This is a genomic window from Rheinheimera sp. (genome assembly GCF_030690345.1).
GTDB lineage: Bacteria > Pseudomonadota > Gammaproteobacteria > Enterobacterales > Alteromonadaceae > Alishewanella.
In genome coordinates, this window is record NZ_JAUYGV010000007.1 from 201,142 (window position 1) to 226,283 (window position 25,142).

At 51.3% G+C, this 25,142-nt stretch carries 23 protein-coding genes; 9 read left to right on the forward strand and 14 right to left on the reverse strand.

Features of this window, described 5'->3' with window-relative positions; translation table 11 throughout:
• Nucleotides 1-18: 18 nt before the first annotated feature.
• Both Q8O77_RS11625 and ytfE read right to left on the reverse strand, forming a co-directional pair.
• Nucleotides 19-933 carry a pirin family protein gene (locus tag Q8O77_RS11625; protein ID WP_305553048.1) on the reverse strand — a complete coding sequence of 305 codons (915 nt, stop codon included), beginning with the start codon at nucleotides 931-933 and terminating at the stop codon, nucleotides 19-21.
• Between the two features lie 150 nt (nucleotides 934-1,083).
• Complete coding sequence (gene ytfE / locus Q8O77_RS11630) at nucleotides 1,084-1,782, reverse strand: iron-sulfur cluster repair protein YtfE (RefSeq protein ID WP_305553050.1); 699 nt, start codon at nucleotides 1,780-1,782, stop codon at nucleotides 1,084-1,086.
• A gap of 169 nt (nucleotides 1,783-1,951) precedes the next feature.
• Here ytfE and norR point away from each other — a divergent pair, with 169 nt between their 5' ends.
• The 4 genes from norR to Q8O77_RS11650 all read left to right on the forward strand — a co-directional run bounded on the left by norR (nucleotide 1,952) and on the right by Q8O77_RS11650 (nucleotide 6,708).
• Entirely contained in the window at nucleotides 1,952-3,478 is a 1,527-nt protein-coding gene (gene norR / locus Q8O77_RS11635) for a nitric oxide reductase transcriptional regulator NorR (protein ID WP_305553052.1), read from the forward strand.
• Nucleotides 3,479-3,496: 18 nt separating this feature from the next.
• Nucleotides 3,497-3,898, forward strand: a complete 402-nt coding sequence (locus Q8O77_RS11640) for a YbaN family protein (RefSeq protein ID WP_305553054.1) — start codon at nucleotides 3,497-3,499, stop codon at nucleotides 3,896-3,898.
• Nucleotides 3,882-4,646 (forward strand): molybdopterin-synthase adenylyltransferase MoeB, encoded by a 765-nt coding sequence (locus Q8O77_RS11645; RefSeq protein ID WP_305553056.1) that lies wholly within the window; start codon nucleotides 3,882-3,884, stop codon nucleotides 4,644-4,646. Before Q8O77_RS11640 ends, Q8O77_RS11645 begins: the two co-directional genes overlap by 17 nt.
• A 151-nt stretch (nucleotides 4,647-4,797) precedes the next feature.
• Entirely contained in the window at nucleotides 4,798-6,708 is a 1,911-nt protein-coding gene (locus Q8O77_RS11650) for an acetyl-CoA hydrolase/transferase C-terminal domain-containing protein (protein ID WP_305553058.1), read from the forward strand.
• Nucleotides 6,709-6,775: 67 nt separating this feature from the next.
• Here the strand turns inward: Q8O77_RS11650 and Q8O77_RS11655 are convergent, their stop codons facing one another.
• The 3 genes from Q8O77_RS11655 to Q8O77_RS11665 form a co-directional block, all read right to left on the reverse strand.
• Complete coding sequence (locus Q8O77_RS11655; protein ID WP_305553060.1) at nucleotides 6,776-7,144, reverse strand: putative zinc-binding protein; 369 nt, start codon at nucleotides 7,142-7,144, stop codon at nucleotides 6,776-6,778.
• Nucleotides 7,145-7,254: 110 nt separating this feature from the next.
• On the reverse strand, nucleotides 7,255-8,457 hold the full coding sequence (locus Q8O77_RS11660; RefSeq protein WP_305553062.1) for an NnrS family protein: 1,203 nt from the start codon (nucleotides 8,455-8,457) through the stop codon (nucleotides 7,255-7,257).
• Between the two features lie 14 nt (nucleotides 8,458-8,471).
• A complete protein-coding gene (locus tag Q8O77_RS11665) occupies nucleotides 8,472-9,776 on the reverse strand; it encodes a nitrate/nitrite transporter (protein WP_305553064.1) in 1,305 nt (434 codons plus the stop codon).
• Nucleotides 9,777-10,079: 303 nt separating this feature from the next.
• Here Q8O77_RS11665 and Q8O77_RS11670 point away from each other — a divergent pair, with 303 nt between their 5' ends.
• On the forward strand, nucleotides 10,080-11,576 hold the full coding sequence (locus Q8O77_RS11670) for a NarK family nitrate/nitrite MFS transporter (RefSeq protein WP_305553066.1): 1,497 nt from the start codon (nucleotides 10,080-10,082) through the stop codon (nucleotides 11,574-11,576).
• A gap of 30 nt (nucleotides 11,577-11,606) precedes the next feature.
• Nucleotides 11,607-13,343: a bifunctional protein-serine/threonine kinase/phosphatase gene (locus Q8O77_RS11675; protein WP_305553068.1), complete on the forward strand. Its 1,737-nt coding sequence runs from the start codon at nucleotides 11,607-11,609 to the stop codon at nucleotides 13,341-13,343.
• Between the two features lie 141 nt (nucleotides 13,344-13,484).
• On the opposite strand, the gene mog is transcribed toward Q8O77_RS11675, so the two are convergent.
• Genes mog through Q8O77_RS11690 form a run of 3 tightly spaced genes read right to left on the reverse strand, consistent with a single transcriptional unit; the run spans nucleotide 13,485 to nucleotide 15,895 of the window.
• Entirely contained in the window at nucleotides 13,485-14,021 is a 537-nt protein-coding gene (gene mog, locus Q8O77_RS11680; protein ID WP_305553070.1) for a molybdopterin adenylyltransferase, read from the reverse strand.
• 4 nt (nucleotides 14,022-14,025) lie between these two features.
• Complete coding sequence (locus Q8O77_RS11685; RefSeq protein ID WP_305553072.1) at nucleotides 14,026-14,898, reverse strand: U32 family peptidase; 873 nt, start codon at nucleotides 14,896-14,898, stop codon at nucleotides 14,026-14,028.
• 4 nt (nucleotides 14,899-14,902) lie between these two features.
• Nucleotides 14,903-15,895, reverse strand: coding sequence for a peptidase U32 family protein (locus Q8O77_RS11690; RefSeq protein WP_305553074.1), 993 nt, complete (start codon nucleotides 15,893-15,895; stop codon nucleotides 14,903-14,905).
• A 162-nt stretch (nucleotides 15,896-16,057) separates the two neighbouring features.
• Here Q8O77_RS11690 and Q8O77_RS11695 point away from each other — a divergent pair, with 162 nt between their 5' ends.
• Complete coding sequence (locus Q8O77_RS11695; RefSeq protein ID WP_371133479.1) at nucleotides 16,058-16,522, forward strand: SCP2 domain-containing protein; 465 nt, start codon at nucleotides 16,058-16,060, stop codon at nucleotides 16,520-16,522.
• Nucleotides 16,523-16,579: 57 nt separating this feature from the next.
• Complete coding sequence (hemN, locus tag Q8O77_RS11700) at nucleotides 16,580-17,941, forward strand: oxygen-independent coproporphyrinogen III oxidase (protein ID WP_305553078.1); 1,362 nt, start codon at nucleotides 16,580-16,582, stop codon at nucleotides 17,939-17,941.
• Nucleotides 17,942-17,990: 49 nt separating this feature from the next.
• On the opposite strand, the gene Q8O77_RS11705 is transcribed toward hemN, so the two are convergent.
• The 3 genes from Q8O77_RS11705 to Q8O77_RS11715 form a co-directional block, all read right to left on the reverse strand.
• Nucleotides 17,991-18,395: a ribonucleotide reductase subunit alpha gene (locus tag Q8O77_RS11705; RefSeq protein WP_305553080.1), complete on the reverse strand. Its 405-nt coding sequence runs from the start codon at nucleotides 18,393-18,395 to the stop codon at nucleotides 17,991-17,993.
• 98 nt (nucleotides 18,396-18,493) lie between these two features.
• Nucleotides 18,494-19,678, reverse strand: coding sequence for an HPP family protein (locus Q8O77_RS11710; RefSeq protein WP_305553082.1), 1,185 nt, complete (start codon nucleotides 19,676-19,678; stop codon nucleotides 18,494-18,496).
• A 130-nt stretch (nucleotides 19,679-19,808) separates the two neighbouring features.
• Nucleotides 19,809-20,105, reverse strand: coding sequence for a hypothetical protein (locus Q8O77_RS11715; protein ID WP_305553084.1), 297 nt, complete (start codon nucleotides 20,103-20,105; stop codon nucleotides 19,809-19,811).
• A 175-nt stretch (nucleotides 20,106-20,280) separates the two neighbouring features.
• Here Q8O77_RS11715 and Q8O77_RS11720 point away from each other — a divergent pair, with 175 nt between their 5' ends.
• A complete protein-coding gene (locus Q8O77_RS11720; protein WP_305553086.1) occupies nucleotides 20,281-20,754 on the forward strand; it encodes a hypothetical protein in 474 nt (157 codons plus the stop codon).
• A gap of 35 nt (nucleotides 20,755-20,789) precedes the next feature.
• On the opposite strand, the gene Q8O77_RS11725 is transcribed toward Q8O77_RS11720, so the two are convergent.
• From Q8O77_RS11725 to Q8O77_RS11735, 3 genes are all read right to left on the reverse strand, one after another.
• Nucleotides 20,790-21,476: an MOSC domain-containing protein gene (locus Q8O77_RS11725; protein ID WP_305553088.1), complete on the reverse strand. Its 687-nt coding sequence runs from the start codon at nucleotides 21,474-21,476 to the stop codon at nucleotides 20,790-20,792.
• Nucleotides 21,477-21,551: 75 nt separating this feature from the next.
• Entirely contained in the window at nucleotides 21,552-22,646 is a 1,095-nt protein-coding gene (locus Q8O77_RS11730) for a methyl-accepting chemotaxis protein (protein WP_305553090.1), read from the reverse strand.
• Nucleotides 22,647-22,761: 115 nt separating this feature from the next.
• Nucleotides 22,762-25,029 (reverse strand): nitric-oxide reductase large subunit, encoded by a 2,268-nt coding sequence (locus tag Q8O77_RS11735; RefSeq protein ID WP_305553092.1) that lies wholly within the window; start codon nucleotides 25,027-25,029, stop codon nucleotides 22,762-22,764.
• Nucleotides 25,030-25,142: the final 113 nt, after the last annotated feature.

Consider the following 25,142-nt stretch of genomic DNA (forward strand, 5'->3'; position numbering starts at 1 on the left):
GTTATACCGTTGCCGGTTTTACTCCGGCAGCGGAATAAACTCGTCTTCATCGCCCACTACTTTTGCAAAGCGGCCAGCGGCCCAGTCTTGTCTGGCTTGGATAAGGCGCTCTTTGCGGCTGGAAACAAAGTTCCAGTCAATAAAGCGCGGGCCGACATTCTCACCGCCGATAAGCGCAATCCTGCTCTCTGTGGTGGCTGTAATGCTTACGCCTGTTGCTGCTTTAAACACCACCATGGAAAATTCCGGCACAATAGTGTCTTTAACCTGCAGCTCACCTTTGGCCACATACACCGCCCGCTCTTCGCAGTCCGGCAGCGTCAGCGACTGTCCGGGTTGTAAATGCGCTTCAACATACAGGGTTTGCGCAAAGGTTTTTACCGGCGAGGTTACGCCGTACGCCTGACCAATTAATACCCGCAGCGGCACCTCATTAACGGTTAATGCCGGAATTTCCCTGGCGGGATAGTGGTAAAACGCCGGAGCTATCTCTTCATCTTGCTGTGGCAATGCCAGCCACAATTGCAAGCCATGCAGCTTATGGGCTGTGCTGCGCACCTCCGGCCGCTCGCGCTCTGAATGCACAATGCCGTGTCCTGCGACCATTAAATTAATATCGCCCGGTGTAATGGTTTGGTAGCTGCCCAACGAATCGCGGTGCAGTATCTCGCCGTCAAACAAATAAGTAACAGTTGCCAGGTTAATATGCGGGTGCGGCCGCACATTCACGCCCTTACCAGGAGTAAACTCAGCCGGCCCCATATGGTCGAAAAATATCCAGGGCCCCACCATTTTACGGGCCCGGGTAGGCAAACTGCGTTTAACCGAAAACTCGCCTAAGTCGGTTTCGCGTGGTTGTATGATCAACTCTATGGCGTCACAGCCCTGGTTAACGCTGCATTCCAGTTCAGTTTTATCTGTTTCAATGCTCATCTGTGGTATCCGCTAAGTTGTGAGTTTTACCCAGAATGGACAGGAACAGCATGAAAATCAAGTTTAACCCGGCGCAGCCGGGTATGCCAAAGTGAATAGCCGCAGCCGGGCTTTCACGCCCAGTGCTTTGGTAAATAGCCTCCAGGTTGTTTATTGGCAGCTACCGCAACACAGCTGGCGATCATCATCCTTTGCTGCATGGGTGGGTTGCACAAACAAAATATGGTTCTCCAGCAAAATATGCTGCATTAAATCTTCTTTCAGCTCTTTTAAGCCAACATAAAGCGCGGTCCAGGTGTTGCAAGCCTCTGCCGGCAAGGTGATGCTATTGGTCAGTTGATCAAGCTTGTCCAGTGCATCACCATGTTGCAAGTGTTCTTCTTCCATCACACTGATAGGCCCGGCCGGATATATACCGCCGGCCAGCATCGGAAACAGAATTTGCTCTTCTTTCATCATATGGCTTTCCAGCTCCTGATACATATCGCTCAGATGATCGGCCAGGCCTGCCGGGCACTGCGGGTCCAGTGCATGAACATGCTCAACTCTGCGTGCTAACCGACACAGTTCAGGCAACTGTTGGCGATGCCGCTGATGAAAGCGGGTTAAAATATGCTCAATAAGCTGTTTTACCGGTACTGTGCGCCAATCGGTATGCTCAGCGGGTTGCTGCTGCAATGTTTGTAGTGCATTCACCACAGCATCTGCAGGTAACTGGCGTTTGGCCAGGGCTTCGCGCAGGCTAAGTTGGCCGCCACAACAAAAATCCAATTTGTACTGATGAAATACGGCGGTAGCACCGGCTACAGAGGTGGCTATCTCGCCTAAAGATTGATCCAGTAATGACATAGGTACTCCTGACTAAGTAATTAATATGCCGGGTAAAGCTCCCGTCTGGTTATAAATGGCAAGAGTCAGGCCAAAACTACCACCTTTGATTTATATGGCTTTATTTACAGCTATGGTAAATTGAACCTAGCTAAATCAGGGTTAAAATAACCCAAGGGTCATAACTACCATGTTGGAAGAAAGTTTAATTGCAGATCTGGTAACAGATCTGCCGGCAGCTGTGCGGTTACAGCGTTTAGTCAGTACCTTACGTAATCATTTTGGCTGTGGCGCTGTAGGGTTGCTTAAAATTGAGCACGACATATTAAAGCCGGTGGCGCTGCATGGTTTAGTGCGCGAAGCCCAGGGCCGGCGCTTTGTGGTGGCACAGCACCCCCGTTTAGCGGCTATTCTGGCCAGCCGCAACCCGGTGCGGTTTGAACCCGGCTCTGAGCTACCCGACCCCTACGATGGCTTGTTGGCCGATCAGCCGGGCCAGGCCCTGCCGGTGCACGATTGCATGGGTATAGCGCTGTATATCGAAGGCCGCTGCTGGGGCGCATTAACACTGGATGCGCTGGATGCCGGCCGTTTTTCTGCCGCGGCGGTGCTGGACTTGCAGCGATACAGTTTACTGGTTGAGGCCGCCGTGCGGATGACCGAGCTGGAACAGGCTAACCGGGCGCTTAGGCTGAATCATCAGGCTAGTGAACAGCAGTTTGAGCCCGCCGCCAAGCAACGTTATGAGTTGATTGGCCAAAGCAGTGCGCTAAAGCAAATTTTGCAGGAGCTAACCGTGGTAGCCAACTCGGATTTACCGGTGTTACTGCTGGGCGAAACCGGTGTTGGTAAGGAGCTGTTTGCCCGCCATTTGCATCGCAGCTCAGCGCGGGCTAACAAGCCAATGATTTATATCAACTGCGCAGCACTGCCGGAAAGTCTGGCGGAAAGTGAACTGTTTGGCCATAACAAAGGTGCCTTTTCCGGCGCCCACAGCGAGCGTGCCGGCCGCTTCGAGGCGGCGCACGAAGGCACGTTGTTTTTAGATGAAGTCGGCGAGTTGCCACTGTCAGTGCAGGCCAAATTGCTACGGGTGCTGCAAAACGGTGAAATTCAGCGGCTGGGCTCGGACAAAAGCCGGCAGGTCAATGTGCGCCTGGTGGCGGCGACTAACCGTGATTTAAAACAACAAGTAAAAAGTGGTGAGTTTCGCGCCGATTTATATCACCGCTTATCGGTGTATCCGCTGCCGATACCGCCGCTGCGTGAACGGCCGGACGATATCCCGCTGCTGGCCGGCCATTTTCTCGAGCTAAACCGCAGCCGTTTAGGCCTGCGTGCCTTGCGGCTGTCAAACGATGCTGAGCTGGCGTTACTGAGTTACGACTGGCCGGGCAATGTACGCGAGCTGGAGCATGTGATTAGCCGTGCGGCCATAAAAGCGCTGAGTCAGGGCGCGATGCGCAGCGACATCGTCACCCTGGAAGCCGCTTTGCTGGACTTAGACACCGTGCCGGCGGCCATCTTGCATACCGAGCAGCACAGTATGGCAACGCACAACGGTATAGCGCTAAAACAGGCGGTAAGCCAGCTGCAACGGCAGATGATCCAACAAGCGCTGGCAAAGTGCGACGGTAGTTGGTCGCAGGCGGCACGCCAATTGGAGCTGGATCCGAGCAACTTGCATAAACTGGCAATAAGGCTGGGGCTGAAATAGTGTGAAGAGTGATAACTGATGTGGCGCTATAGTCGAATTGTGTTCTGGCGTACGCTGGCGCTGCTGAGTTTACTACTCGGTATTATTGGTATACCGCTGCCGGTATTGCCGACAGTGCCATTTATTTTGCTTAGCGCCTGGTCGGCCGGTAAAGGTTGGCCGGCGTTGGAGCAGCGTTTATTGGCGCACCCTAAGCTTGGTCCGCCTATTGTGGCCTGGCGCCAATATGGCATAGTGCCGCGGCGCGCTAAATATCTGGCCAGCGCCATGATGTTGTTAAGTGCGGCGTTGCTGGTGTTGTCGGCCGCGCCAGTGTTATTAAAATGGCTGCTGCCATGCTTTTTGCTGTTGGTGGCCGTGTGGCTGTGGCGGCGGCCGGAGCAGCATAATCAGGATCTTATTGATGACAAAACCCATTGAGCCAGTAGAGCTAACCGCGCAACAAGCGCTGCGCTATAGTCGCCAGCTGATGCTGCCAGCGCTGGATTTTCGTGGCCAGGAAGCCCTGCTGGCAAGCTCAGTGCTGCTGATTGGTATGGGCGGTTTAGGCTGTGCCGCGGCGCCCTATATAGTCGCCAGTGGCGTGGGCAACCTTATGCTGGTAGATGACGACACTATAGACCGCAGTAATTTACAGCGGCAAATACTGTACCGCGAAGCCGATATTGGCCACAGTAAAGCAGAGCAGGCCGCAGCAAGCTTACGCCAGCTAAACTCTGAAATAACCATTCAGGCACTGCGCCAGCGCTTAAGCGCGGAAGATTTAGCCGGATTGGTGGGGCAGTACTCACTGGTACTGGATTGCACAGACAACCTAAGCAGCCGCAATGCGATTAACGCCGCTTGCGTGCAAGCCAAAGTGCCGCTGGTATCCGGTGCCGCCATCCGCTTTGAAGGCCAGCTGGCCAGTTTCAGTATGCAGGGCGACGGCGCTTGTTATCACTGTTTAAGCCAATTGTTTGGCGAGCAGCAGTTAACCTGTATGGAAGCCGGCATTTTAAGCCCTGTGGTGGGTATTATCGGCAGCATGCAGGCGCTGGAAGCGGTAAAAATTCTTGCAGGCACAGGTACGCCGCTATACGGAAAATTACAACTGTTTGATGCGTTAACCGGTAAATGGCAGCAGTTTAGTTTAAACAAAGATCCCCTGTGTAATGTTTGTGGTTAAAGGGTGTTTAAGATAAATAGTTTTATGAGTGTTTGGCACTGCCTCGTTATTTGCGCTTTGCGCCAACCAATCTTTTGCTCAATCAATCTTTTGGTCAATGTAGTACAGTGCAGCAATGCGGTGGTACAGAACACGGAGATAAGTTACAGCAATGAGCAATAATGATTATGCCGATATCGTTGATCGGGTGTTAGCGCAAATAGGTAAGCATGTGGTGCTGGGCTTACCGCTTGGCCTGGGCAAACCTAACCGCTTGATCAATGCTTTTTACCATAGAGCCTGCCGGGACAGCAGTATCCGGCTGGATATCTTCACTGCGCTGTCGCTTAATCCGCCTGAACCCGGCAGCGAGCTGGAACAGCGTTTTTTGCAGCCATTTGTCAAACGTCATTTTGGTGAAGACTATCCACGGCTGGCCTATGCCGATGCGCTGGCATCACAGCAGCTACCTGACAATATTACCGTTAGCGAGTTTTATTTTCAGTCGGGCAGTATGCTGGGTAATGCTGATGCTCAGCGCCATTATGTGGCAAGTAACTATACCCATGTGGCGCGGGATCTGGCCGACCGCGGGGTGAATCTGATTTTACAACTGGTCGCCAAGCGAGCGACAGACTCAGGCTGGCAGTACAGTTTGAGCTGCAACCCGGATGTTACCCTGGATCTGGCGGAGGAGCTGCGGCATCGCCCTGACAAAAAGTGCCTGATACTGGCGCAGGTGCACCCGGACTTGCCCTTTATGGCCGGCGATGCGTTGGTGGGCGAGGATTTTTTTCACCAGATAGTCACTGATGATCCACAACAACCGCTGTTTGCGCTGCCCCGCAGCCCTGTCACTACTCAGGATTACTGTGTCGGAATGAACGCCAGTGCGCTGGTAGCTGACGGTGGTACGCTGCAAATCGGTATTGGCTCACTCAGCGACGCTCTGGTGTACAGCTTGATCCAACGCCAGCAAAACAACGAGGCCTATCGCGGCTATTTTAACCGGGCCCTACCCGGTCAGGCGCTAATAGATGCGATTGGCGGCCATGACAGCTTTGACAGCGGGCTGTATGGCGCCAGTGAAATGTTTCTCGATGGTTTTATGCATTTGTATCAAGCCGGCATTCTCAAGCGCGAAGTATTTGACGATGAACGCTTGCAGAGCCTGGCCAATGCCGGGCGCATTGCTGAACAGTCCGGTATCGAAGGCAGAGGCGCTTTGTTAGACGCGGCATTTTTTCTCGGCTCTGAGGATTTTTACCGCTGGTTACGCCAATTGACTGAAGCAGAATGGCCCCGGTTCAGGATGAGCTCGGTTGGCCGGATCAACCAGTTATACGGTGGCAACCCAACACTGGAGAAATTACAGCGGCAAAAAGCCCGCTTTATCAATACCTGTATGATGGTAAGTTTAACCGGCGCGGCAACGTCTGATGGCCTGAAAGACCATCAGCTGGTTTCCGGTGTAGGGGGGCAGTACAACTTTGTGGCCATGGCGCATGCTATGCGGGATGGTCGCTCGATCCTGATGCTACGTAGTACCCGCGACAGTGGTGGTAAGCTAACATCCGGTATTGTCTGGGAGTATCCGCATTGCACTATTCCGCGCCACCTGAGGGATATCGTCGTTACCGAATACGGTATTGCCGATTTACGTGGCGCGACGGATGAGGAATGTATAAAAGCCTTGATTTGTATCAGTGATAGCCGTTTTCAGCAACAACTAACAAGTAAGGCTGTAGAGGCCGGCAAACTGGATGCGAACTGGACTATTCCCTCCGCTGCTGCGGCAAATTCCCCGGCAAGCCTCGAGGCCCGTTTAGATGCGCTGCGATTAACGGGCAACTTACCCCTTTACCCTTTTGGTAGTGATTTTACTGTGTTGGAGCAACAGCTGGTGGCGGCTTTGCAGCGCCTGCGGCGACTGAAGCACTCAAAATTACAAGCGTTGGGCGCGTTGCTGCGCGGTGGCCCTGATGCGCCTGAAGCGTTAGCCCGCATGGGGCTGGCAGAGCCACGCGGGCTGCGGCAATGGATATATGCCCGTCTGTTACGCTGGGCGTTGGCCAGCGACTAACACAATTTTTATCCGGAGAGTTGCGCGAAACTTACGGTTCCTCAATCTTGGGCCGTTTATATGACGGCTATTTCACCAAGATGTCGCTATGCACCATCTGCAGCAGTTTATAGGCATCGCCTAAATCACAGTTTTCGTGATCGCGTTTTTTATAACCCAGCGAGGTTAGCTCTATATGCCAGGTGGGCACTACGTTTACGGTGGCGAGGGTTTGCTTTACGCAGTTAAGCGGGCAGCCATCTACTGCTAGTATTGGCCGGCCGGATTGGGCTACTTTTACCAGCTGTTTTACCTGGCCGCCTACACCGGCAATACACGACATTTGTGCTGAGCCTTCACGGTCAAGTATTACGGCTAAATCATTGGCCAACTGCGCAACGCTGGAGCAGCCGGAGCAGGAGTATACCAGTGGCTTGTTATTGTAATCGGTGTTCATTCTGAATTCCGTCATGGTAAGAGCATTCACCCAGTGTAAAAGCCGTGACGGGGTGCGGCTTGATATAAATCAAAGCCGCGGTACGCTTACCCCTTCAGAGGTACGGTAGTTTACCCCGGCCGGCCATCTGGCCTGGGTGTGGTTAGCACCGGGAAGTACACCAGGACATAAAGTGTATAAGCCAGCACCCAGCCGCCGACCCCCAGCCACAGCCACTGCATCGTTTGTGCTGGCCACAGCCAGATCAGCAGGGTACGGCTGACCGCTGCAGCCAGTACCAGCAAAAACGCCAGCGACATAATGGTGTGCGGTTTAAGCATGCGGCCGCTGTGGCCAAGTGACACCCTTGTCATCATGCTTAAAATCATGCTGCCCATTGCTCCGGCGGTGAGTGCATGCAGTGCTATGCTATTGCTGATATTGACCCCGGCGTAGCGTGCGCTGTAAAGCGCTAACCCCAGCGGGATACACCAGTACGCCAGATGCAGCGACCACAGCAGCGGCACTTTAACCGTAAGCCAGATTTTCCAGCGCAGGCAGCGTAGGCCTGTGAGCAGGGCACTTACAGCAAATAAGCCGCTCATTGCCATGGGCGGCAGGTATGCGGTCAGCGCAAAAAAGTGCAGCACGAAAATCAGCCATAAAGAACCCAGCGCGGCGCGATCCAGCCAGACAATGGCCTCAACCTTTTTGGTTTGGGTGCCATTGGCGGTAAACATCGGCAGTACGCGGCCTCCGACTATCGCCATCAGCAGCGTAATCAGCCATATGGCATTTTGGCTGCCTAACTGCATTAAATCATAGCGATGGTAGGCCACACCGATATACATCAGTGCATTACAGGCGCTCAGCAGCAACAGCAGCGGTATAAAAAACAGGTTGCGCTGCTGGCCGGTTTTAATAAGGGGTATGGCTAACAATACCGCGCACACCGGCAGAAAGCTTAAATCCACTGCGGCCACCAGATATAGCGGTAAGCTCTGGCCAAATAACAGCAGCATGCGGGCGCTTAACCATAACAGACTAATAAACAGCAGACTTTTACCATGCGGAGCGCGCAGCCCGGTCCAGTTTTGCACTGCTGTCAGTAAAAAACCGATAACAATAGCACTAACAAAACCAAACAGCATTTCATGGCTGTGCCAGAACAGCACATTAGCAAAGGGCTTTAGCTGAATATGGCCGGCCAGCGTCAGGCCCCACAGCAGCATAGCGATAGCACTAAAAGCGGCACCAAATAAAAACATTGGCCGAAAGGCCTGGCGCAACAGCGGCAACAGCTTTTGCTCGGTTGCCAGATCAGTAATTTGCATGGTTTATCCTTAACTTAAAGAGGTTGATCCTCATCACGTAAAAAATTCTCTGTGCGGGCCTGAGCCAGCTTTTGCCGGTATTGCGCGGCCTGGTTGGCAAAAAACATGGTGATCATACACAGCGCCAGTACGCCGTATAAAATCATAAAACAGCCGGTGACAATGCCAAGTACATCCTGCGCCACACCAAATAGTACCGGTAGTGTGCAGCCACCGAGGGCACCTACCGCAGCAACAAAGCCACCGGCGCTGCCCATATGGTGCGGGTAATAATCGTGGATTACTTTATACACACTGGCGCGGCCAAAGCCCTGGGCCACGCCGATAATAAAAATCAGCAGCGTAAACCACCAGACATTAAGGCCAATCTCCAATTGCACATCTTTTTCAAGCCCATGCACAATCAAGGTAGTAGGTGGGTAACTGAGAAAGAACAAACACACAAGGCATACCCAGAATACGCTCCAGTTTACTGCGCGGCCACCGTAGCGATCGGCAAACCAGCCACCCAATGCCCTTACCATGCTTGAGGTGGCAACAAAAAACAGCGTAAACGCCATAGCTTGTTGTGCATTCATCGCATAGGCTTGCATATAGTATTGTGGCAGCCACAACAACAGCGCCAGAAAACTACCAAACACAAAGTAGTAGTATAAAGAAAAGCGCCAGATGCGCGCATCTGTTACCAGCGTACGCAGGCTAAGCGGTGCGACTGTAGTGTATGCCTGAGCGGGTTCTGCCGGTGACAAAAGTGCAAACAGCAGGGTGATCAGTAACATACCTGCAGCATACAGCGGCCCCACCCACTGCCAGCCAAAGTAAGTTACCGCCAGCGGCACCAGCACAAAGTTAATGGCAACACCGGCATTGCCCACGCCAAATAAACCCAGCGCCCGGCCCTGGCGGCTTGAGGCAAACCAGACGCTGACATAGCGCACGCCAAAGGTAAAAGACACACCGCTGATACCAAACCAGAGCCCAAGCCATAAATAGCCGCTGTAGCTGTTTACCAGCGGCAGCAGTAACAGCGCCGGTATTACTGCCAGCATCTGGTACAGCCATAAGCGCCGGCTACTGACGCGGTCTGCCAGTATGCCAAGAGGTACCCGCAGTAAGGCGCCGGTTAGTATCGGTGCCGCCAGCAGTATGCCGTATTCGGTAGCACTAAGCGCCAGTTGCTGTTGTAACGCTATGCCCATTACGGCGTATAAGGTCCAGACCGAAAAGCAGGCGGCAAAGGCAAACGTGGCCAGCAGTAGCGCCCTGTTAGCCCCCGGCAGCGTGGCCTGTGCCAGTGTGGTGGGAGTAGCATGCTCCATAGCAAAATATCCGCCAATCAGTATTACAGCTTAGTGTAACGTCAAAGTTGAACGCTGCTGCAGCGCAGAGGGTGTACCTCTGACGCGCTGGTCAAGTTGGAGGGAAGTGGGTAGTTACACCAAAGTGGGTAGCAGGCACTGAAATGTTGCGCCGTGGCAGCGACGGCTGATCTACTCATAAAGTGATATCTAATTGTTTTTTAATAAAAAACCGCCGTTTACGCTTTGTTCTATATCAATGATTTTACCGCTTCAGCTCTCTACACTTGGCGCAGTTTATCTGTTAATCCTGTGGAGAATGTTATGGCTGGACCTGCTTTAGCAACTGCAAGCGGCAGTAGGTTAAACCTGCTGAATTTCGCTGAGCAAAAAGTAAAAATGCTGCACCTTACCTGGTTTGCTTTCTTTTTAACTTTCGTTATCTGGTTCGCCCATGCACCGTTACTTATTCATATTAAAGAGGCACTGACACTAACCGACGCGCAGGTTAAAGCTCTGCTAATCCTAAACGTGGCTATAACCATACCGGCACGTATTGTCGTGGGTATGCTGGTTGATCGTTATGGCCCGCGTATTATGTATTCCCTGCTGTTGTTTATCTCAGCGCTGCTTTGTATTGGTTTTGCCTTTGCGCAAACTTACGATGCACTGGCGTTGTTTCGTTTTTTACTGGGTTTTGTTGGGGCCGGTTTTGTAGTGGGTATCCGCCTGGTAGGCGAGTGGTTTCCGCATCATCAGGTAGGTACTGCAGAAGGAATCTATGGCGGCTGGGGTAACTTTGGCTCAGCGGCAGCTGCAATGACGCTACCGGCATTGGCGCTGGCTTATGGCGGCGCTGATGGCTGGCGTTATGCAATTGGTACTGTGGGTGTAATCAGCGCTGTATATGCGCTGGTATTTTACAAATATGCCCGTAATACCCCTAAAGGCTCGGTGTATTTTAAGCCGAAAAAAACCGGTGCTATGGTGGTATCTAGTTGGGGCGCTTTGTGGGGCTTAATCTTAATGAATATCCCTATGCACCTGGCACTGGGCATGCTGGCCTGGCGCTTGTCACCGGCCGGAGTTAACCTGTTTTCTATTGATATGATGTATGCATTCTGGGGCATACTGCTGGTGTTGTTTGTGGTGCAAACGCAACAAACCTTACGCATTAATGTTGAGCATTTACGTGCCGGTGTGCCGGAGGCGGATAAATACAGTTTTAAGCAGGTGGGTATTTTAAATATTGCCTACTTTGCTACTTTTGGCTCTGAACTGGCGGTAGTGTCGATGCTGCCATTGTACTTTCTGGAAACCTTCGAGGGTTTAAGTGCGGTGAAAGCTGGTGTACTGGCGTCGGGTTTTGCCTTTATGAACCTGGTTTCACGGCCTATGGGCGGCTGGTTCTCGGATAAATTTGGCCGGCGTAAAAGCATGCTGATGTTAATTGGTGGTTTAGCGGCCGGCTATTTCCTGATGGGGCTGATGGACAGCCACTGGTGGATCCCGTTGGCAGTATTGGCCACTATGGCCTGTAGCTTCTTTGTACAGGCCGGTGAAGGTGCGGTGTTTGCCATAGTGCCGCTGATAAAGCGCAGCATGACCGGCCAGATTGCCGGTATGGCGGGGGCCTATGGTAATGTGGGTGCTGTGGTGTATTTAACTGTTCTTAGCTATGTCAGCTACAGTATGTTCTTCTATGTTATTGCGGCCTCTGCTTTGGTGGGCCTGGTTGCGGTAATGTTTTTGGACGACCCGAAAGGCCATATTACCGAAGTAGGAGAAGACGGTACTGTGCACCGGATTAATGTCGGTTAATGTGACTACTGCCAGAAAAAGGACTCACAAGTGAGCGGATCTGAATTGCAACTTCGCTACAGCCATCTCTGTGAGGCAGGCATTAAGCCAGCCAACGAGGATGCGGTTGCAGTCAATGTGCCAGAAGATCCGCACTTGTTAACTTACAAAGGCGCCTGCTTTGCGCTGGCCGATGGCGTCAGTACTGCTGGGGCCGGCCAGCAGGCCAGTGAGCGGGCGGTCAGCCGCTTTTGCCGCGAGTATAGCCAAACACCTGACAGCTGGTCGGTGGCCTACAGCGCAACGCAGTTGCTGGCCACCATTAATAATGAGCTGTATGAGCTGAGCCATCAGTTTGTCCACAACCAGAAAGGCTATCTCACCACTTTTACCGCGTTGATTATCAAATCGCAAACAGCACATTTTTTTCATATCGGCGATAGCCGTTTGTACCACTGGCGCGACGGTGTGTTGGTGCAACTTAGCCAGGATCACACCACTGTATTATCCGGGCAGCGCCAGTTTCTTGGCCGTGCGCTGGGCATGGATGCACGGGTTGCGCTGCAACAGGGTAGCCAGAGTTTACGCCCCGGTGACAGGTTTCTGCTGTGCTCTGACGGCATATCCGATTTTATCAGTGACGATGAGCTGCAACGTGCGGTATCAACCGCGACTGATTTAAGCCTGACGGCCGTACAATTAAAGCAGCAGGCTTTGGCGCAGGGCAGTGATGATAACCTCAGCCTGATCCTGGTAGAGGTAGCAACATTACCGCAGCAAAGCCTGGACGATTTAAATCAACATCTTACCCGGTTGCCGTTTCCGCCGGCGTTAAGCGTGGGCATGAAGCTGGACGGCTATAAAGTGCTAAGCGAGCTATTTGCCAGCAGCCGCAGCCACTTGTATCTGGTAGAAGATGAGGCGAGCGGCCGGCAGTTGGTATTAAAATGCCCGTCGCTGAATTACGATGATGATGCCTTATATATCGACCGCTTTATCCGTGAAGAGTGGATTGGCCTGCGCATTGAATCTGATTACGTGGTCAAAGTAGTGAGGCAAACCCGGCCACGCAGCTTTTTGTATTACTTAATGGAATATCTGCCGGGCCAAAGTTTAGAGCAGTGGTTTGAGCGCCAACCTAAGCCGTTAAAGCCGGCACTGGCCATTAAGCTGGTAAAGCAAATTGCCGAAGGTTTAACCGCGTTTCATCGCATGGGCGCGATCCACCAGGATTTAAAGCCCGGCAATATTATCTACCTTGATGACGGCTGCTTAAAAATTGTCGACTTTGGCTCGGTGTATGTGGCAGGGCTGGCTGAAATATACAGCCCGCTACAGCATGAGGCGGCGCTGGGTACGGCAGCGTATTCAGATCCACATTATTTACTTGGGCATAACTCTGGCGTGCAGGGCGACATTTACGCTCTGGCTACCATAGCCTACGAGCTGTTCAGCGGTGGCCATTTACCCTATGGCAATGCAGTAGAAGAGTGCCGTACCGCAGCCGATTACGACAAACTGCGCTATCGCAGTAGCCATCAGTTTAACAGCGTGATCCCAGCTTGGTTTGATCGTGCCTTGCAAAAGGGCGTCAGCCTGGATTTATCGCAGCGTTATCAAAGCATTAATCAATTACTGACAGACTTACAGCAACCGAATCCTGAGTTTTTGCACGAGGAGGTGAAGCAGGAGCATAGAACCAATCCGCTGTTATTCTGGCAACTGCTTTCCGGCTTCTGGTTTATTACCTTATTGCTGGTAGTGTGGTTGTTTTTGCTGCGGCGTTAAGTGTAGTGTAGGCATGAACCGGTTTGCCCACGTCAACACGCCGTGAACCCATCCGTGGGGGCTCGTCTCAGCCCGTCCGGGGCTTCAACGGTTGACTTAGAGCAAACCGGTTCAGGCTCCATCGTCCGGACCAGTCATCTGTCAGCTTTTCGGCCTGAACGCTTTAATCACTGCCTCATTGCATTGCAAATAAGGCCCGTCCATTAAATCGATACAGTAAGGCACAGCCGGAAATACCGCATCTAAACACTGGCGAATGGCTTTGGGTTTACCCGGCAGGTTGATAATTAAACTGCTGCCACGCAGGCCGGCGGTTTGACGTGACAATATGGCCGTTGGTACATATTTTAATGATTCAGTGCGCATCAACTCGCCAAAGCCGGGCATCATTCTGTCACATACTGCTTCGGTCGCCTCCGGCGTAACGTCGCGTTTGGCCGGACCGGTACCGCCGGTGGTGACAATTAAACAGCAGCCTTGCGCATCACAGAGCTCGCGTAGCGTCTGTTCTATCAGCGGCTGCTCATCCGGAATAAGCCGATATTCGCTGTGCCAATCGCTGGTTAAATAGTCGTTTAAGGTATCGATAATAGCTTTACCGGATAAATCTTCGTAGACGCCGGCACTGGCGCGATCGCTTACCGTGACGACGCCAATTTTGGCAGTTTGCTGGGTCATTGTTTTATCCTGTTGCCATACCGGCCAGATTCAGCCAGTAGCCGTTGCTGTCGGTTGTGGTCAGTGGTTGTGGTGCTGCACCGTTGATATTGGCTTTAAACTTTGTCAGCCAGTCAAAGGTGCCTTGTGGTTGTGGGCTTAACCGTACTATATCCACCATGCCTTGCATAGCCGGTAACTGATTAATCAGGTTATAACGGCTACCAGACTGCGTTTGAATGCCGTTTAGTACAAAAACGGCAGTGCCATCCTGGCTGGTTACCTCGCGTCCCTGTGGGTAGTTAATACAGCACAGTTCACACTGATCTTTACTGCGGTCTTCTGACCGGGCAGTAAAACAGCGGCCACTCCATGCCAGCGGCAAATGGCCAAAGCCGAATACCTCGGTTTCAAAGCAATCGCGGATATCGCTGATAATACTCTGACTTAACAGTGTATCCAGCCAGTGCTGTGATAACTCTACCGGCATTACCCAACGTGTTAGTCCCATACTAACTAAGCGCCGTAAACTGTGCTGGTTGTAGCAGTTTATTGCAGCGCCGGCGACAAACGCTAAGCCATGTTCCTGTAGCATGTTGATTGCGCCAACATCATTGGCTTCTACTAAAAACTCACCGTTATCAACATACTTACGTAACTCCCGCAGTTCGCCGGGTGCTTCATATAAGGTCATCGACGATAAGCACACTTGTTTGCCGGCTTCGCGTAGCATGTGTGCCAGCGCCATATAATCATCAAATTTCAGCTCACGTCTTTTGCTGCATACCGTTTCTCCCAGATACACAATATCTACCGCTGAATCAGCGGCGTCGTGGTAAAACTGTAGCATCTGTGCTTTTGGCCAAAAGTACAGCACAGGGCCCAGAGAAAATTTCATCAGATTATTTCCATTTACGATGATAAGCACCGAGCGTGGTTTGGCTGCCTTCTGCCAAACCTGCCAACACCTGTTGCCACTGCTGTTGCACGCAAAAGCGCTGTGGATCAGCCATTACTGCATCAATGGCAGCGCGCCATACCTGCGTAATTTGCGTGACATAAGCAGGGCTGCGCTGGCGCCCTTCAATTTTTAACGATTTAATGCCTTCGGCATAAAGTTGTGGCAGCAAATCCAGCGTATTTAAACTGGTGGGCTCCTCCAGCGCATGGTAAGTGTCTGCGCCGACATTAAAGCGACCTTTGCACAGCGTGGGATAACCAGCAGTTTCGTTTGGCGCGAAGCGATCAATTAATACACCATTTAAGCGCGACTCCAGGGTGCCGTTATTATCCTGCCACTGCACAAAAGCTGCCGGTGAGCAGGCGCCTGCAGTGTTGGGGGATTGCCCGGTCATGTAGGAACTTAGATAACAGCGGCCTTCGGCCATAATGCACAGGCTGCCAAAAGCAAATACTTCCAGGTCAATATCACAGCTTTTTGCCAATGCCCGCACTTGTTGCATTGATAACACCCGCGGTAGTACCACGCGGCTGATGCCAAATTGGCGGTAAAAATTAATCGCTGCAGCATTGGTCGCAGAGGCCTGCACCGACAAATGCCGCTCTACTTTAGGGTAGCACTCAGCGGCATAAGCCAACACAGCGATATCAGCCAGGATCAACACATCGGCACCGGCATTGGCTGCGATATCGACTGCCTGTTGCCAGCGCTGATAGTTATCCGGATGCGCAAAAGTATTAATTGCCACATGCAGTTTTTTGCCGTGCTGGTGCACATAGCGCGCGGCTTCTTTTAGTTTGGCCTCGTCAAAATTCAGTCCGGCAAAATGGCGGGCATTGGTATCATCTTTTAAGCCGATATACACGGCATCGGCGCCATGCTCTATGGCCGCCTTTAACGCCGGCATGCTGCCGGCGGGGCAGAGCAGCTCCATTTTTACTTTCCTTGCTTAAGTTCGTTACGTTAGCTACCTACGACAGGGAATAGCCAATGCGGTTACGCTGTGGTTTTATTATAGGGTCGGAGACGATTGGAATGCTTATATATGTTTGATATTAAAAGAGTTAACTCTAAATTGGTAGCTGCGCTACCTACAATGCTAAGCCGACTTACCCGCTGTGCGCCAAAAGCCGCGCAGGCCGGCGTGTTACAGTTGGCGTTAAATCGGTTTTTCCATACTGAGTTAAGCACGGGCGAGCTGAGTTTTTTACAGGATAAGAGCGTGGTGGTTAGTGTGACAGATATTGCTCTGGAGTTTGGTATTAGCCTTAATGGTAAGCAGTTGCAAGTGCAGTTGCAACCGGCACAGCAGGACTTGTTGTTAAAAGCTGAGCTGGCCGATTTTACTGCCATGATCAGTAACCAGGTCGACCCGGACACCCTGTTTTTCCGCCGCCGGCTGCAAATGCTTGGCGATACAGAGCTTGGCCTGTACTGCAAAAACCTGCTCGATAGCATAGGGCCGGAGCGTTTACCGCTACCTTTAACGCGCGGCCTGCAATGGCTGGCACAGCAACAAAAGACAGTCGCGTTGGCAGATACTAAGCCCTGGGTGGAATAACGTTAGGTCGGCACTTAGCCAGTCTGCCGGTGGCGTGGCGCAATAACAGAGGTAAAGATGCAAACAATTAAATGGGACCCGGCATTAATCAGTAAGTACAACATTAATGGCCCACGCTATACCTCTTATCCCACGGCACTTTCGCTGAGTACAGACTTTGATCATGGGCTGATCCAGAGCGCAATAAGCAAAAGCCCCGATGAGCTGAGCCTTTATCTGCATATCCCGTTCTGCCATAAGCTGTGTTACTACTGTGGCTGTAATAAGGTGATTACCCGACACCAGCATAAAGCCGATACGTATCTTGATGCGCTGGCAGAAGAGATGGCGTTGTATGCGCCACTGCTGGACAGTAGACGTATTAATCAGCTGCATTTGGGCGGTGGTACCCCCACTTTTCTGACTGAAGTGCAACTTAGCCGCTTAATGGCGTTGTTACACAAATACTTTACCATTAACAGTGATGCCGAAATCAGTATTGAAATAGACCCGCGCAGCTGCAGCGACGACAAGCTGCACCATCTGCGCAGCCTTGGCTTTAACCGTGTGAGCTTTGGTGTGCAGGATTTAGATGAAAAAGTGCAAATTGCCATCAACCGCGTGCAGGATACTGAGCTTATCCGGCATCAGGTGGCGCTTAGCCGTGAGCTGGGTTTCAGCTCAATTAATCTCGACCTTATCTACGGCCTGCCATTTCAGCAGCCTGCAAGCTTTACTGAAACGGTGGATGAAATTATCCGGCTTAATCCGCACCGTATTTCTCTGTTCAGCTATGCGCATTTACCCGATCGCTTTGCTGCTCAGCATAAAATTGACAACAGCAGCTTGCCGGATGCTCCGCTAAAGCTGGAGCTGATGCAACTGGCCATCAACCGTTTTGTCGCGGCAGGTTATCAGTTTATCGGCATGGACCACTTTGCCCGGCCAGATGATACGTTGGCCAAGGCACAGCTGGCCGGTAAGTTGCAGCGCAATTTTCAGGGCTATACCACCGCAGGCCAGGATGCATTGATTGGCTTGGGTGTTTCCAGTATCAGCCAGGTAAACGGAGTACTGTGGCAAAACAGCAAAGATTTACCGGCGTATTATGCAGCTATTAATAAAACACAGCGGCCCACTGAGCGAGGCTTCAGCTTAAATGCCGATGACAAACTACGGGCAGCGTTGATAAGCCAGTTAATTTGCCATTTTACGTTGGATACAGAGACTTTTAGCCGCCAATGGCATATCCAAAGCTTTTGGCTATATTTTGCTGACGCTTTGGCGCGTTTGCAGCCTTTTATGGAAGATGGTCTGGTTGAGGTATACGCCGGGCGGATAAAAGTGACTGACAGTGGCAGGCTATGGGTGCGCAGTATCTGCGCCTGCTTTGATGCCTATTTAGCCCAAGGTCAGCAGCGGTATTCGAAAGTGGTGTAATGCTGTAGGGGCGCCCGTTCACCAATGAAAATGGGCGCCCCAATATTCGTTAATACAAGGCCACTAACTCACCGGCTTTATTAAAGGTGAGAAAATCGGCAATCATGCCGCCCTGAATTTTCTCGGTCATCATTTTTAGTGGCTGCGCCGCTTCATCGTTATTAGGGGCGAAGCCACCCCTGCCGCCAATAGCTGATACAAAAGCGATATCCCAGTCGACACCGGTACTTTTTGATTCAGCTACCAAAGCGCTGAAATCGGCAACCTCGTCTGGTAGTTTATCTACACACAGCACCGGTTCTAAGGCGCCGCCCTGGCCCTGGTCAAAGTTGTTTTTCTGTGTATCTGTATAGCCGTTTGGCAGCTCAGCTTTGGCGAATACAAACAATAAACGCTGTGGCTCATCTTGCATTGCTGCAGCCCGGATTAGGTCAGGGTAGGTTTCAATATTCATGCTAAAAACTCAGTAAGGGTTTGTGGCAGTTTAACAAACCTGGCCAGGGTTCAGCTGTGGTATTAGGGGGTAATGGCTTACCCCCTGGGAGGTAGGGCTTAGCTGAGTTTAGCGCTAAATAAAGCCGCGATAAGGTCGGACTGGGTAATTATACCAACCAGCTGTTGCTGCGCATTTAGCACCGGAATATGGTGCAGGCCCTGATCTGATAGCATAGGTACCAAGGCGACGATATGGTCATCTTCATATGCCACGCTAAGGTTGCTGACCATAATCTCCGCTACCTTGCGCTTGTACTGCTTATTGTGGCGGTTTTTCAACAGCAACTGATTAACATGACGTAGCAGCCCCCAGTAATGTGGCACCTGCAAGTTTTTCAGAAAATCCACAGTCGACACGACACCCAGCAGTTGCTGCTCTGTGTCGATTACCGGCAGGATGCTAATTTTATGCTTGCGCAGCAGCTGCCATGCAGAGGCTACGGCGCTGTTGGGCCCCACGGTAATAAGATCGCTGGACATAATAGCACTGCAGCGTATCTCACCGCTTTTACGTTGATAAGCATTAAGCTGTGCACGATGATACAGCCGCTCTAAATCCTGCTCGCTGATATCCACTACGGTATCAAAACTGTTTAACGCACTGAGTAAGTCTTCCGGTTGCAAGCCCAGCCGTTTTAGTGGCGATGCATCCTGGTGTAAATGTACCGGATCATATTTCTGTGTCGGTTTTTGCATGCCGTGTTTAAGCCAGAGTTTTTGCAATAACAGCGCCACCGCCAGCAACACAAACACATTCAGTGCCACCGGGTACAGTAAAAACTCATAGCCCAGTACCTGATCGGTAGACGCAATAACCGGTACCAGAGCAGTGGCGCCGCCAGGCGGGTGCATACATTCAAAGATATACATAACAAACAGCACTATGCCGATAGTAACCGCGGCCATCAGGGCTAAATCGGTAAACAGATGCGAGCAGATAAGACCAACGGTGGCGGAGATAAGATGGCCCGCAGCAAATGACCAGGGCTTCGCCAGCGGGCTGTTGGGTAAGCCGAACAACAACACGGCCGAGGCGCCCATTGAGGCCAGTAATACAATACTACCGGCCGTATCAGCCAATTGCAGGCTGATATAAGTGACAATAAATAAGGCGATAAAGGCCGACAGTGCTACCTTTAACCGTTGAGTTAGTGGAATGGCCGATAACTGCTGGCTGTCGCGTTTAATGAGGCCGAGTTGTGCCAGTACGGTACTAAGCAAGTTTTTCGCTTGGTGTTGCAAGATAATATCCGGTTTTTTGCACCAAAGGAGGGCGAGTATAAGCAGTTAGCCTTAAAAAAGACACCCAGCCGCGCTGGTGCTGGATTACTTATAAAGGTTGTCAGAAGTGAACGCTGGTCATTTCACTGCATTAAGTTGCCGTGTCGGCAGCTATGATCTTATTGCGTATAAGGCTGCGTTTCACACTTAGGCATAATTTGCCAAAGCGCCTAATTTCATCAAATTTGGGGGTACGGCCATTTTTTAACGCATGTTCCCAAAAAGATACTTCGGCGTCCACCATCTCAAGCAGTTTTTTCGGACAACCTTGGCAGTCGGTGTTGGTAATGCCACAGACAAAGGTGGCGGGTTCATATAAAGGGAGGGTGGTTTTAACCTCAACCAGCAATTGCTGCATTGCGGTATTCAGATCAGGTTTAGTCGACATAATACCAGCCTCCGGTTACTGCAAGAGCGCCAACTCTACTGTATGACGTATTGTCTGGCTATTATACAAAGTGGGTACATCTTAGTGCCTAATATGATTTGTCGCTCGCTGCAGTAACAGGGTGGACAGGGCTGTGCGTTAACGGAATAATTCCATATCAAACGGAGAATAATGAATGAAAACGCTATCGATATTGCTGTTAACCGGCTTACTGCATGGCGCGCCCTTTCAGGCTGATCAGGCTCATCATCACCATGCTGCTGACGATGACGTACTTTCGATGCTGGTGCTTAATGATGGCGCAAAATGGCCGGTAGATACCGTGTTAAGTGAAGTGATGCTTCGGCTGAGGGCACAGCTGCTAACGCATCTGGATGATATTCACCATAAGCGTTTTACCGCGTCACAATATCAACAGTTTTCTCAGGTGTTGCAGCAGGAAACCAATCATATCGTTGCCAATTGCAAGTTAACACCAGAGGCGGATGCGCAATTTCATCTGGTACTGGCGGCAATGATGCAAAGCCAGCAAGCGATGGCGGCAAGTGAGTTGACAACCCAACGCCAGGGCGCTGTAAGATTGTTAAGAACCTTACAGCGCTATCCCGAGTATTTTAATGATGACGCGTTTTTGCCTATTACACATTAAACAAGCGGGTTTTGTTAGACACGGGTAAGTTAATTTTATGGCTCACCTAGTCGTTTGTGCCAGTCTTCTACCATGCCTGTTTTTAAACGCTGTTTTGCTAAGCTTCGCCAAGACTCGCTTAGTGGGCTAAGCATGGCGATTTCTTGTAACACCTCTGTGCTCCAGGCTGAGCCATAAAGGGTGTCTAACAAACGTGATAGCGGCCAGTTAGGATAAGGGCGTTCAAGCAATGTCATGCAGTAACCTGTTGCCACCATGCCGGGTGTCAACACCCGGTAATACCAGCCGGTACGGCGGCTGTCCTGAACTAACCTGGCCATATTTTGTTTGGTAAAACGTAGGTTTAATTTCCAGCACGGTTGTCTTGCTTGCGATACCTCTACAATAGCCTGATCCAATTGCCAGATATCGCCAACACAGACATCCTGTTCGGTTAGCGCATCTGTAGTCAGGTTTTCGCCAAAGGCGGCGCTGTCGCCAAAATCGGGCAGCTTACCAAGTATTTGCTGCCAGTAGGCATAATGGCTGGCGGGGTAATGATGCAAGGCTTTTTCTGCACCGCCATGATGTAGCCGGTCAGCCTGTAAATCGCCTTCTAAGCCGTTAATACCCAGCCAAGCTTGCTTTACCGGCGCTTTATGAATGCCGCTCATAACCCCCTCAGTGCCGAGTGGTTGCAAACCGCCGGTTTTAATCGAGATAATTTTTACTGAGGTAATCATCCGTTATTCATCCTGTTTCACTTAAACCGGTACCTTAAGTTTATGTCACGTTTTGGTGCGGTCTGCGTAAAGAAGTTAACTGGCTTTGCTAAGCATTGACGAAATACCGCGCATTACCTTGCGGTTAGCGTCTTCCATCGCAGTTAGCGCAGACAATGCAGACTCCACTTCGCCACTGTGATAAAGGCTGACGGCTTTTTTCGCAAAGACGTGTACTGCCTGGTGTGGTTGTTCCAGCTCATCGTAGCCTGGCAGTTTAGCAAAACGCGCTTTGCCGTCACCATCGTAATACCACTGCCCTAACAAACATTCGGTTTCGTCAGGTAATTGATCGGCTGTAATATCAGAGATACCAAGAAATACCTTATACACTGCCATTTTTACGCCAAGCTCCTGTAAATTGGCCATTTCAATGTTAGCCAGCTGTGCTGCCCCGGTAACTCTTTGTTGCATTTGCTGCGCCGATTGCTGCAGGTGTTTCATATCGCTGACAGTGGCCTGGCTTTGCTGAGAAAACAGGGCGGATTTTTTTGCGCCATCACGCATGGTCATGCGGGCTGTTTCCGTTTCGATTTGAATAGTCTGCACCAGATGGGTTATATCAGTGGTTGCCTGCCCAGTGCGCCGGGCTAAATTACGCACTTCGTCGGCCACTACGGCAAATCCGCGGCCGGCATCCCCGGCGCGGGCAGCTTCAATGGCGGCATTTAATGCCAGTAAATTGGTTTGCTCAGCGACTTCACGAATAAGCTGAACAATACTGCTAATTTCTGTAGCCCTATGATGCAGATTCTCAATACTATTGGCAGAGGTTGTGATGGTTTCAAACATTTGCTGTAAGTTTGCCGCCATTTGCTGCAGGGCTGTGCCACTGTGGGCCGAGCGCTCTGACACATCGGCTACGGTCGCAATTTGTTGCGTTAGGTTACCGGCCAGCTCGTTGAATGATGCTTGTACATCATTGAGTGAATTACTGAAAAAAGCAAAGTTTGCAGAAACACCGCGCATCGTGGTTAGCTCTGCATGCATTTTTGCAGTTTGTTGTTGGCGGGTTAACTCATGCTCAGCGTATTGGGCTAGCTGAGCTTTTAGCTGTTGGTTCTCATTTGTAAGCTGCTGGCAAGTCTGCTCAAGGTGTTGCAGTTTTAGCTTGTCTTTGCCGAAAATCATTGGGGGAGCCTCTTTCTGACTGCTGAAGATCGCTGGTTACACTAAAATCTGCTAAGTAGTCGTTCAGGAAGAAGACACTGCAGCAAAGCTGCGGTGTCTTTAGTCTACAAAAATATTAACTAAGCTGTTGCAACGGCTGCCGGGCCGCTTTGCTATCAAACACGCCTTTTACCACTTGCCAGCTTACCGCCAGCGCGCCGATAATAAAGATCACATCACCGACAGTGCGCACCCAACGCAATGTTTGCAGGATATTGCTTTGCATAAAGGCTTCACTGCGGGCATACCATAAGCCCTCGGTGGCGCTGGCGTAGAATTGAATAAAGCCAATCGGCAGCAGGCTGGTAAACAGCATCAGCAGCAGGCCGCCATTCATCCACCAAAACGCCGTTTTCATCAGCTTCTCATCAAACACCAGCTGTGGCCGGATATAGCGCAGGATCAATAAGCAAAAGCCCAGCGCCAGGAAACCATAGACGCCAAACAGCGCAGCATGAGCATGGGTTGGCGTAGTGTTTAGTCCTTGCAGGTAATACAGCGCAATAGGTGGGTTAATCATAAAACCAAACACGCCGGCGCCGAGCATATTCCAAAATGCCACCGCAACAAAAAACATCAGTGGCCATTTAATATCGCCCATCCACGGCGCTTTGCTTTTTAAACGCCAATTTTCCCAGGCTTCATAACCCAGCACCACCAGCGGCACCACTTCCAGTGCACTAAAGGTGGCGCCAACCGCCATTACCGGCGTGGTGGTACCGGCGAAATACAAATGGTGGAAGGTGCCGGGGATACCGCCCAGCATAAATAGCGAGGCTGACGCTAAGCTGGCACTAGTGGCCACACTACGTGATACCAGCCCCATACTGTGGAAAATAAATGCCAGCGATACGGTAGCGAACACTTCAAAGAAGCCCTCTACCCACAGGTGAACTACCCACCAGCGCCAGTATTCCATTACCGATAAATGCGTACGCTCACCGTAAAACAGCCCTGCACCGTAGAATAACCCCACACAAATCACCGAGGCGGCAAACAGTGCCAGCAGGTTTTTATCGCCCGGCGCTTTAAACGCCGGCACTATAGCCCGCAGCATCAGCAACAGCCAAAACAGCACACCAACGTATTTAATAATTTGCCAGAACCGGCCAATATCAATGTACTCATAGCCCTGATGGCCAAACCAGAAGCTGTATTGCTGGGGCATAATTTGCATAATGGCAAAGTAGTTACCGGCAAAAGAGCCTGCCACCAGCACCACTAAAGCCCAGAATAAGATATCGACACCAAGCTTCTGGTATTTGGGGTCTTTACCGCCGTTAATAATCGGTGCTAAAAACAAGCCGGCGGCTAAAAAGCCGGTAGCGATCCAGAACATCGCCGCCTGAATATGCCAGGTACGCGCCAGGCTGTATGGCAGCCATTCGGTGGTGTTCAGGCCATAAAAACCATCGCCTTCTACCGTGTAGTGCGCAGTAAAACCGCCCAGCATAACCTGCAGCGTAAACAAAGCCACCACCACCAGAATATACTTACCCAGTGACTTTTGTGACGGCGTAAGTTTAAGCCGGGCAATAGGGTCTTGCTTAGGTACTTCGGGCTCCTCTTCGTCGTGGTTACGTAAAAACGCCCAGCCCCAAATCAGGCCGCCGACACCGGCGATCAGTAAAATAATACTCACTAAAGACCAAATCAGGTTCTCGGCGGTAGGCCTGTTGTCAATTAACGGCTCATGCGGCCAGTTATTGGTGTAGGTCGCGCTATCCGGAGTCCGTTCAGTACCGGCGGCCCAAGCGGTCCAGAAGAAAAACTGTGTCATTTCCTGGCGACGGCTTAAGGACGGTAGGGTATTGTTTTTCATCGCATAGTTAGAGCGGGTCTGGCTAAGTTCGATATCATCACCAAACAAGGAAATATAATGCTCAGCCGTTTGTGCAATGGCCTGTACCCGGCGATCACTCAGCTGCAGGGTATCAGTGGCTTTGTCGTAGCTGTTAGTACGATAGGCCTGCTTTAGGGCAAACTTAAGCGCATGTTGCTGGCTGGCGTTTAGCTGCGCATAACTTTGGCCATGTTCATCCTGTGCTGCCAGCTCCAGCCAGGCCATCAACTCCCGGTGTAGCCAGTCAGCCGTCCAGTCCGGCGCCTGATAAGCACCGTGGCCCCAGATGGACCCCAGTTGCATACCGCCAACGGACTGCCAGGCGGTCTGGCCGTTTAAAATGGTCTCGTTAGTCATTAGCACCTGGCCTTGCTGATCAACCACCTGTGCCGGAATGGGCGGCGCCGAGCGATACACTTCGGCGCCAAAATAGCCCAGTACTGAGAAGGTAATGGCTAAAATACCGATTAACAGCCACCAGAGTTTACGATATCCGGCCATACAGCCCCCTTGCATCATTGTTATTGCGCCTAAGTGTCATACTTCACTCCTGTTTTTTATTAAACGGGCTTTACCCGCCGGTTTAACCATTACAAGAAATAAGCCAAAGGTTA

Coding starts and splice junctions, on each gene's coding strand:
- Q8O77_RS11625 (WP_305553048.1), bottom strand. CDS start 933: ATGAGCATTGAAACAGATAAAACTGAACTGGAATGCAGCGTTAACCAG.
- ytfE (WP_305553050.1), bottom strand. CDS start 1,782: ATGTCATTACTGGATCAATCTTTAGGCGAGATAGCCACCTCTGTAGCC.
- norR (WP_305553052.1), top strand. CDS start 1,952: ATGTTGGAAGAAAGTTTAATTGCAGATCTGGTAACAGATCTGCCGGCA.
- Q8O77_RS11640 (WP_305553054.1), top strand. CDS start 3,497: ATGTGGCGCTATAGTCGAATTGTGTTCTGGCGTACGCTGGCGCTGCTG.
- Q8O77_RS11645 (WP_305553056.1), top strand. CDS start 3,882: ATGACAAAACCCATTGAGCCAGTAGAGCTAACCGCGCAACAAGCGCTG.
- Q8O77_RS11650 (WP_305553058.1), top strand. CDS start 4,798: ATGAGCAATAATGATTATGCCGATATCGTTGATCGGGTGTTAGCGCAA.
- Q8O77_RS11655 (WP_305553060.1), bottom strand. CDS start 7,144: ATGAACACCGATTACAATAACAAGCCACTGGTATACTCCTGCTCCGGC.
- Q8O77_RS11660 (WP_305553062.1), bottom strand. CDS start 8,457: ATGCAAATTACTGATCTGGCAACCGAGCAAAAGCTGTTGCCGCTGTTG.
- Q8O77_RS11665 (WP_305553064.1), bottom strand. CDS start 9,776: ATGGAGCATGCTACTCCCACCACACTGGCACAGGCCACGCTGCCGGGG.
- Q8O77_RS11670 (WP_305553066.1), top strand. CDS start 10,080: ATGGCTGGACCTGCTTTAGCAACTGCAAGCGGCAGTAGGTTAAACCTG.
- mog (WP_305553070.1), bottom strand. CDS start 14,021: ATGACCCAGCAAACTGCCAAAATTGGCGTCGTCACGGTAAGCGATCGC.
- Q8O77_RS11685 (WP_305553072.1), bottom strand. CDS start 14,898: ATGAAATTTTCTCTGGGCCCTGTGCTGTACTTTTGGCCAAAAGCACAG.
- Q8O77_RS11690 (WP_305553074.1), bottom strand. CDS start 15,895: ATGGAGCTGCTCTGCCCCGCCGGCAGCATGCCGGCGTTAAAGGCGGCC.
- Q8O77_RS11695 (WP_371133479.1), top strand. CDS start 16,058: ATGCTAAGCCGACTTACCCGCTGTGCGCCAAAAGCCGCGCAGGCCGGC.
- hemN (WP_305553078.1), top strand. CDS start 16,580: ATGCAAACAATTAAATGGGACCCGGCATTAATCAGTAAGTACAACATT.
- Q8O77_RS11705 (WP_305553080.1), bottom strand. CDS start 18,395: ATGAATATTGAAACCTACCCTGACCTAATCCGGGCTGCAGCAATGCAA.
- Q8O77_RS11715 (WP_305553084.1), bottom strand. CDS start 20,105: ATGTCGACTAAACCTGATCTGAATACCGCAATGCAGCAATTGCTGGTT.
- Q8O77_RS11720 (WP_305553086.1), top strand. CDS start 20,281: ATGAAAACGCTATCGATATTGCTGTTAACCGGCTTACTGCATGGCGCG.
- Q8O77_RS11725 (WP_305553088.1), bottom strand. CDS start 21,476: ATGATTACCTCAGTAAAAATTATCTCGATTAAAACCGGCGGTTTGCAA.
- Q8O77_RS11730 (WP_305553090.1), bottom strand. CDS start 22,646: ATGATTTTCGGCAAAGACAAGCTAAAACTGCAACACCTTGAGCAGACT.
- Q8O77_RS11735 (WP_305553092.1), bottom strand. CDS start 25,029: ATGGCCGGATATCGTAAACTCTGGTGGCTGTTAATCGGTATTTTAGCC.